Annotated in this window: 6 protein-coding genes and 2 pseudogenes; 5 read left to right on the forward strand and 3 right to left on the reverse strand. The window is 70.5% G+C overall.

What is annotated here, in order from left to right; genetic code table 11:
- The first annotated feature begins 27 nt into the window (after window positions 1-27).
- Both ACR2FV_RS06040 and ACR2FV_RS06045 read left to right on the forward strand, forming a co-directional pair.
- Entirely contained in the window at window positions 28-1,341 is a 1,314-nt protein-coding gene (locus ACR2FV_RS06040) for a nucleotide sugar dehydrogenase (protein ID WP_434014794.1), read from the forward strand.
- Window positions 1,338-3,305, forward strand: coding sequence for a DUF6541 family protein (locus ACR2FV_RS06045; protein WP_434014795.1), 1,968 nt, complete (start codon window positions 1,338-1,340; stop codon window positions 3,303-3,305). Before ACR2FV_RS06040 ends, ACR2FV_RS06045 begins: the two co-directional genes overlap by 4 nt.
- A gap of 33 nt (window positions 3,306-3,338) precedes the next feature.
- Here ACR2FV_RS06045 and ACR2FV_RS06050 read toward each other — a convergent pair whose 3' ends face one another.
- Entirely contained in the window at window positions 3,339-4,115 is a 777-nt protein-coding gene (locus tag ACR2FV_RS06050) for a glycerophosphodiester phosphodiesterase family protein (protein ID WP_434014796.1), read from the reverse strand.
- A 35-nt stretch (window positions 4,116-4,150) separates the two neighbouring features.
- Window positions 4,151-4,945, reverse strand: coding sequence for a spermidine synthase (locus ACR2FV_RS06055; protein WP_434014797.1), 795 nt, complete (start codon window positions 4,943-4,945; stop codon window positions 4,151-4,153).
- A gap of 122 nt (window positions 4,946-5,067) precedes the next feature.
- Here ACR2FV_RS06055 and ACR2FV_RS06060 point away from each other — a divergent pair, with 122 nt between their 5' ends.
- Window positions 5,068-5,649, forward strand: coding sequence for a class I SAM-dependent methyltransferase (locus tag ACR2FV_RS06060; RefSeq protein WP_434014798.1), 582 nt, complete (start codon window positions 5,068-5,070; stop codon window positions 5,647-5,649).
- Window positions 5,650-5,651: 2 nt separating this feature from the next.
- Window positions 5,652-5,867: a hypothetical protein gene (locus tag ACR2FV_RS06065; protein ID WP_434014799.1), complete on the forward strand. Its 216-nt coding sequence runs from the start codon at window positions 5,652-5,654 to the stop codon at window positions 5,865-5,867.
- Between the two features lie 530 nt (window positions 5,868-6,397).
- Here the strand turns inward: ACR2FV_RS06065 and ACR2FV_RS06070 are convergent.
- Window positions 6,398-6,739 (reverse strand): annotated as a pseudogene (locus ACR2FV_RS06070) (AAA family ATPase); the annotation flags it as partial.
- A 145-nt stretch (window positions 6,740-6,884) separates the two neighbouring features.
- Between ACR2FV_RS06070 and ACR2FV_RS06075 the strand changes: the two are divergent.
- A pseudogene (locus tag ACR2FV_RS06075) lies at window positions 6,885-7,081 on the forward strand (ATP-binding protein); the annotation flags it as partial.

A 7,081-nucleotide genomic window follows, 5' to 3' on the forward strand; every position in this document is an offset into this window, starting at 1 on the left:
GGCAATCCCCGAACGACAAGGACACCCATGCAGATCGCGGTCGTCGCGCTGGGCAAGATCGGCCTGCCCCTGGCGGTGCAGTTTGCCGACGCCGGGCACCAGGTGATCGGGGTCGACGTCGACGCCACGGTGGTCGAGCAGGTCAACGCCGGGCGGGAGCCGTTCCCCGGTGAGGACCACCTCGCCGACAAGCTGGCCGAGCTGGTCCCGGCGGGCCGGCTGCGGGCGACTACCGAGTATGCCGAGGCCATCCCCAGCGCCGACGCGGTGGTGCTCGTGGTGCCGCTGTCCGTCGACGAGGCCACGGGGGAGCCCGACTTCGCCTGGATGGACTCGGCGACCCGGAGCCTGGCCGAGCACCTGCACCCCGGCACCCTGATCTCGTATGAGACGACCCTGCCGGTGGGCACGAGCAGGCACCGCTGGAAGCCGATGATCGAGCAGATCTCGGGGCTGACCGAGGGTGCCCCCGAGGGCTTCCACCTGGTGTTCTCCCCGGAGCGAGTCCTCACTGGGCGGGTGTTCGCCGATCTGCGTCGCTACCCCAAGCTGGTCGGCGGGCTCACCGAGGCCGGCACCGCCGCGGCGATCGAGTTCTACGAGGCGGTGCTCGACTTCGACCTCCGCGACGACCTGCCCCGGCCCAACGGGGTCTGGGACCTGGGCAGCGCCGAGGCCGCCGAGATGGCCAAGCTCGCGGAGACGACCTACCGGGACGTCAACATCGGCCTGGCCAACCAGTTCGCGCGCTATGCCGACGAGGTCGGCATCGACGTGCAGCGGGTCATCGAGGCGTGCAACTCCCAGCCCTACAGCCACATCCACAGCCCGGGCATCGCCGTCGGCGGGCACTGCATCCCGGTCTATCCGCGGCTCTACCTGTCCACCGACCCCGACGCGACGGTCGTCCGCGCCGCGCGCGAGGCCAACGCCGCGATGCCGGAGTATGCCGTGCAGCGCGCCGCCGACGTGCTCGGCCCGCTGCAGGGGCTGCGCGTCGTGGTGCTCGGCGCGTCCTACCGCGGCAAGGTCAAGGAGACCGCGTTCTCCGGGGTGTTCGGCACCGTCGCGGCGCTGACCGACCGGGGCGCGCAGGTGCTGGTGCACGACCCGATGTATGCCGACGACGAGCTCATCGCCTACGGCTGGACCCCATACCACCTGGGCGAGCCGGTCGACCTGGCCATCGTGCAGGCCGACCACCCGGCCTACGCCGAGCTGGGCACGCAGGACCTCCCGGGGCTGCGGCTGCTGCTGGACGGTCGGCGCGTCACCGACCCGGCCCGCTTCGCCGGGGTGCCGCGGCTGACCATCGGCGGGGGCGAGACGCGGGGCTCATGAGCTGGTGGACCGTGCTGCCCGGCCTCGTCGGGATGGCAGCGCTGTGGACCCTGCCCGGGTATGCCGTGCTCCGGCTGCTGGGGGTGCGCGGGCTGGTCGCGTGGGGGGCCGGTCCGGCGGTCGTCTCCGGCTACGCGGGGGTGGTCGCGATCCTCTACGGCTGGCTCGGGCTGCCCTGGACGTTGTTGACCTTCGCAGCGGCGCTCGGTGTCGCGGTCGTGCTGGCCGCGGCGACCGGTGGCGGACTCGGCGTGCTCGGCCACCCGTCCGCGGTAGCGGTTGCCGGCCGGCGGGAGCTGCGCCGGCCCGAGCGGGGCTGGCTGGCCGCCACCTGGGCGCTCGGCGGGGGAGTGCTGGCCGCGGCCATGATGACCGGGATGCGGCACGCCGACCAGCCGCCGCAGGCTTGGGACACGGTCTATCACCTCAACGCCCTGTGGTTCATCCGCGACACCGGCAACGCCTCCAGCCTGGGCGGCCTTGCACCCATGTATGCCGACACCGCCGCGCCCTACTACCCTGCGGTGTGGCACGGGATCGTGGCCGTCGCCCCGGGCTTCGAGCGGGTGACCGAGGCGGCCAACGCCTCCTCGATGGTGCTGGGCTCGGTCATCTGGATCGGCGGTCTGGTGGCGCTGGCCCGGGTGGTCTGGCCGACCATGGCGTTGCCGTTGGTGCTCACTCCCGTGCTCGCCGCCACCTACGTGACCTTCCCGGCTGTCGCGGTGTCGATGCTGGGGGTGTGGCCGTTCGCGCTGTCCGTCGCCTGCCTGCCCGGCACCCTGGCCCTCGGGATCACCTGGCTCCGGCACGATCTCGGCTGGCGGCTGCACACGACATACGGAATCGGTCTGCTGTGGGCGGTGGCCGGCGTCGTCCTCTCGCACGGCTCGGGGCTCTTCTCGCTGGTGCTGCTCGCCGGTCCCCTGCTGATCGTGCTGCTGGCCCGGCAGGGCCGGCGCTACTGGCGTCGCGGTCACCCGTGGAGTCTCACCCTGGTGGCAACGGCTCTCACCGTCATCGTCGTGGTCGGCTCGGTCCTGGTGCTCTCCTCGCCGCCGGTGGCCTCGATCGTCAGCTATGAGCGGGGTGGGCAGCCGACGTACTGGCCGGGCATCGGAGCGCTGCTGATCGACCACCCGCTGATCTACGTCTACGAGATCACCTCGGTCAACCTCGTCGTCACGGCGCTGGTGCTCACCGGCATCGTCCTGGCGGTCCGATGGAGGCACGCCCGATGGCTGGTCGTGGCGCTGGTCGCCTGCGCGCTGTTGACCCTGCTGGCCGCCGGGCCGCCCGAGAGCTCGGCGCGCATCCTGGCCGGCTTCTGGTACACCCAGGCCTCCCGGATCAACCAGCTGCTGCTGATCCCGGCGATCATGCTGGCCGCCGGAGCGGGGGCCTGGCTGGCGCACCGGCTCGCGCGGTGGCGCACGGTGTCGGTGTCGGTGGCCACGGCGGCGCTGATCGTCGGGATCGTCGCGCTGACCTCGGGGTTGCGCTGGTCCACCCAGACCCAGGTGATGGCCTCGACCTACAGCACCTGGCCGATCGCGTGGGGGACCATGCTGGAGCAGGAGGAGATCGCGATGGTCGACCGGGCGGCGGAGACGCTGCCCGACGATGCCGTGGTGCTGGGCGAGCCGACTGCCGGCTCGCCCTACCTGCTGGCTCGCAGCGACGTGCAGGTGGTCTATCCGCAGCTGACGCCCATCAGCGGTTCGCCGCAACGGATGCTGCTCGCCCAGGACTTCGATGAGTGGTATCGCAACCCTGCCGTCTGCGCGGCGGTGCGCGAGCTGGGAGTCACGCATGTGTATGCCGATCAGCTGACGTTCAGCGAGGGCGCCAAGTGGGAGGAGGCGACCCCAGGGCTGCGCACGGTCCTGACCGATCGCTCCGGCTTCGAGTTCGTCGACCAGGGGGGCCGGGCCTCGCTGTGGCGCTTCACCGGGTGCGACTGAGCCCGCGCATGGCGGGTGAGCGGCGAGCTCCCCTCAGCACCATTGGCCGCGCGCGACCAGGACGTCCTTGAGCAGGTCGGCGCGGTCGCTGACCAGACCGTCGACTCCGAGATCGAGCAGTCGGTGCATCTGGTCGGGATCGTTGATCGTCCACACGTGGACGAAGGCGCCGGCCCCGTGGGCGGCGGCGACCGTCGCCGGTGTCACCAGCGCTAGCCCCGAGTGCTGCACGGGCACCTGCAGCCCGTCCACGTGGCGCAGTGCCCGGGCGACCCCCCAGCGCCGCGCCGGTCCGGGCAGGGTGGCCGCAGCTCGGAACGCGGCGCCCACGGCCTGACCGGCCGAGGTCACCACCGGTCGGCTCATCCGGCGCAGCGTCTCGCGGCGACGCCGGTCGGAGAACGACGCGATGCACACCCGGTCGTGCGCCCTGGCCCGCTCGATCACTCGCACCGTGGGGGTGATCGCGCCGGGGCTCTTGATGTCGATGTTGACCCGCAAGTCCGGCCAGGTGCCGAGCAGCTCCTCCAGGGTGGGCACCGGCTCGACGCCGCCGATGCGGGCGGTGCGCACCTCGCGCCACGGCATACCGGCGATCTCGCCCGCACGGTCGGTGACCCGGTCCAGGCTCGCGTCGTGGACGGCCACGACGACCTCGTCGCGGGTGGTGTGCACATCAGTCTCGACGTAGCAGAATCCGAGGTCGACCGCCGCCGCGAAGGCGGCCATCGAGTTCTCCAGCCCGTCCCGGGAGAATCCTCGGTGGGCAAGCGGGATCGGCCCGCCGTGATCCAGGTATGCCGTGTGCACACCGGTTAACCTAACGGCCGTGCGGGTCGCTTGGGCTACCGGCGCCGCCAGGCTCCCGGGTCCGGCGGTGGGGGAGAGAACTCGCCCACGCCCGGGAAGGGCGCGGACCCGGCAGCCCAGCGCGCGGTCCTGGCGCTGCCCCAGAACGTCGTCGGGAAGTCCGACCGGGCGACTCGGCGCGACAGCTCCGCCGCGTCCAGCGGCTGCTGTCCGGCGACCAGCACGACGTTGCCGAACCGGCGGCCCTTGACCACCTCGGTGGCTCCGATCAGCGCGACGTGCGGCAAAGCCGTCCGCACGGTGGCGACGACCCGCGCGGCGTGGCGCAGCCCCGGCTCGTCGGCGAGGTTGACCAGGAGCAGCCCGCTGGTTCGCAGAGCACGGTGCACCTGCTGCGCCATATCGGTGCCGGTGAGATCGGCGGGGACCCGACCGGCGTCGAACGCGTCGATCACCACGACGTCGGCCGAGTCGTCGCGCAACTCGGACAGTCCGCTCAGACCGTCCACCGGCCGCACGCGGATGCGGTGCCGACGGGGGAGCGGGAGCTCCCGGCGGACCAGGGCGGTCAGCTCCTCGTCGGGCTCCAGGACGATCTGCGGCGAGCCGGGGCGGGTGTGCTCGACCCAGCGGGGCAGGGTGAGTCCTGCACCGCCGACGTGGGTGACCGCGAGCCGCCCCGGCGGCAGCGTGTCCAGCGCCAAGGCCAGGTGCTGCACGTAGTCGAAGACGAGCAGCTGTGGGTCATCCAGGTCGACGTAGGACTGTGGGTGCCCGTCGCGCAGGACGACGAATCCACCGCGCTCGTCACGCTGCACTTCTACGGTCACAGGGGCACCGTAGTGCTCGACCTGCCTACCGACTGATTCGCCACCCGGTCGGCACTGGTCCCGCTGACGCGCAACTCCGCCGAGCGAGCGACCGCGGCGGAAGTGGGAGCCTGGCTTCTCGGATGCTCGAAACGGTGGTGCTCGTGAGCTATCGTGCCACGCCCGCAGTGAACATGGTTTCGGACGGCTGTCCCGCGCCCGAACTGTCAACTCGCTTCAGCGCACGGGCGGTGTTGGCCGATTATGTTGTGCCGATGAAGCCTGACTTCACCGGCCAAACGGCCCGGCTGTACGCGCGCTACCGCCGGGACCTTCCCGCTGTGCAAGCGCGGGAGCTGGCGGCTCTCATGGGTCTGTTCGAGGACGACGTGGTGATCGATCTGGGATGCGGCACCGGCCAGCTGGCGGTGCCGCTGTCGGCGCACTGCGCGGTTGTGGTCGGGATCGACCCTGAGCCGCAGATGCTGGCTGGGTTGCACGCCCGGCGCGAGGGAGGCGTGATGTGCGTGCTTGGCGACGACGGTGACCTGCCGATGTTGGCGGCGTCACTGGCTGGATCGGTGGGGGCAGTGGTGGTGGGGAATGCATTGCACTGGATGGACGAGACCGTGGCACTTCGGGCGTGCGCCAAGATACTGCGTCCTGGCGGTGCGGCAGTGACGCTGCCACCCTGGACAAGCGGGTTGAAGCGCTGCAGGAGCTAGGTTTGGATGTGCACGTCGCCACCTGGCAGGCCAGCTACGAGGTCGACACTGACTGGGTGCTCGGCCATCTGGGCAGCGTCTTGGCGCCTGACGCACTCCAGGACGAACGCGCCGGCGGGAATGCGCACGCCCTGCGGGCCGCACTCGATGAGCACCGCGCCGACGTCATGCACGAAGGCGTCACCACTACTGCCGTCGTAGCCCGCCGGCGGCCCTGACCAGCCGGGGGGCGGGAAGCGAGCTCGGCATCGGCCGGACGTCGAACGGGCCCAAACAGTTGTCCCGCGCCGGGATCCGCCTGTCTCCCGCCCATGACCGCCGCGGTGCCCGTCCGGAAGAGGACTGACTGCACGTTTCCGAACCTTCGTCTGAGCACGAAGTTGGAGCGGTCTCTCGGTTCGAAAAGGGTCGACACTGAGGAGTCACCTGAGCGTGTGTCGCTGCCTGCCAGCCGCGGGCAACTCCAGCCCGAGGCTCTCGAAGGTCCATCTGCATGACCACGCGCCGGTTTGTCGCTGCGTTGACTTGCCTCGGGGCTGGGGCCTGCAGCTGACCATCTCGCGGGCGCGAACCAGGACCAGTTCGGCCAACTGCTCTGGGGTGTGGTGATCGGTGCGCAACACCAGGGTGCCCGTCGGCAGGTCGGGGTGGCTACCCCACGCTCGACGTGCGCCAGCCGAAAGGCTCGCGCGGCGGCATCCGCGGCCGCGTCGTCGGCGTCCAGAACCTGGGCTTGGATGCGTCGCCGCAATTCCTCGGCCGGCAGCTCGAGAAAGACGTGCAGCAGTCGCACATCAGCCTCCTGGATGCGCTCGAAGACGTCGCGGCGGTAGCCGGGGTGGATGAGCGTCATCGGCACGATCAGCGGTCTCTGGAACTCCTGCGCCATGCCGATGGCGAAGTCTGCGACCAATGTCCGCCACAGTCGGATGTCCTGGAAGTCACCGCTGCTGGGCATGGGCACCCATTTGCGCAGCAGATAGCCGACATACTCTGGATCGAACTCCAGCGCCTCGGGGATCCGCTGATGAAGTTGCTGGGCCAGGGTCGTCTTGCCGGCCCCGAAAGCCCCGTTGATCCAGATGATCACGACGACTGCCTCCTCTGACAGGTGTTGATCTTCAGTCCGATCATCCCCTAAGCGGATAAGACATGATGGCCGACGTGTCTGATCTTGTCAGCGTCACCGGCCGCCAGGGGCGGGCAAGACCACCGTGGCCCACATCGTGACCCGCATGTTTGAGCCGAGCGCCATGGTCCCCGGGGATGCCTTCTTCCGGTTCATCGACCAGGGTCACATCGCACCGTGGAGACCCGAGGCCCAGCAGCAGAACGAGACGGTGGTCAAGGGCGCAGCGGCATCAGCCGGAGGGCTGGCCGCCCGCGGACACACTGTGGTCTACGACGGCATCGTCGCTCCCTCGTTCCTCGA

This window comes from Ornithinimicrobium sp. (genome assembly GCF_051004135.1).
Lineage (GTDB): Bacteria > Actinomycetota > Actinomycetes > Actinomycetales > Dermatophilaceae > Ornithinicoccus.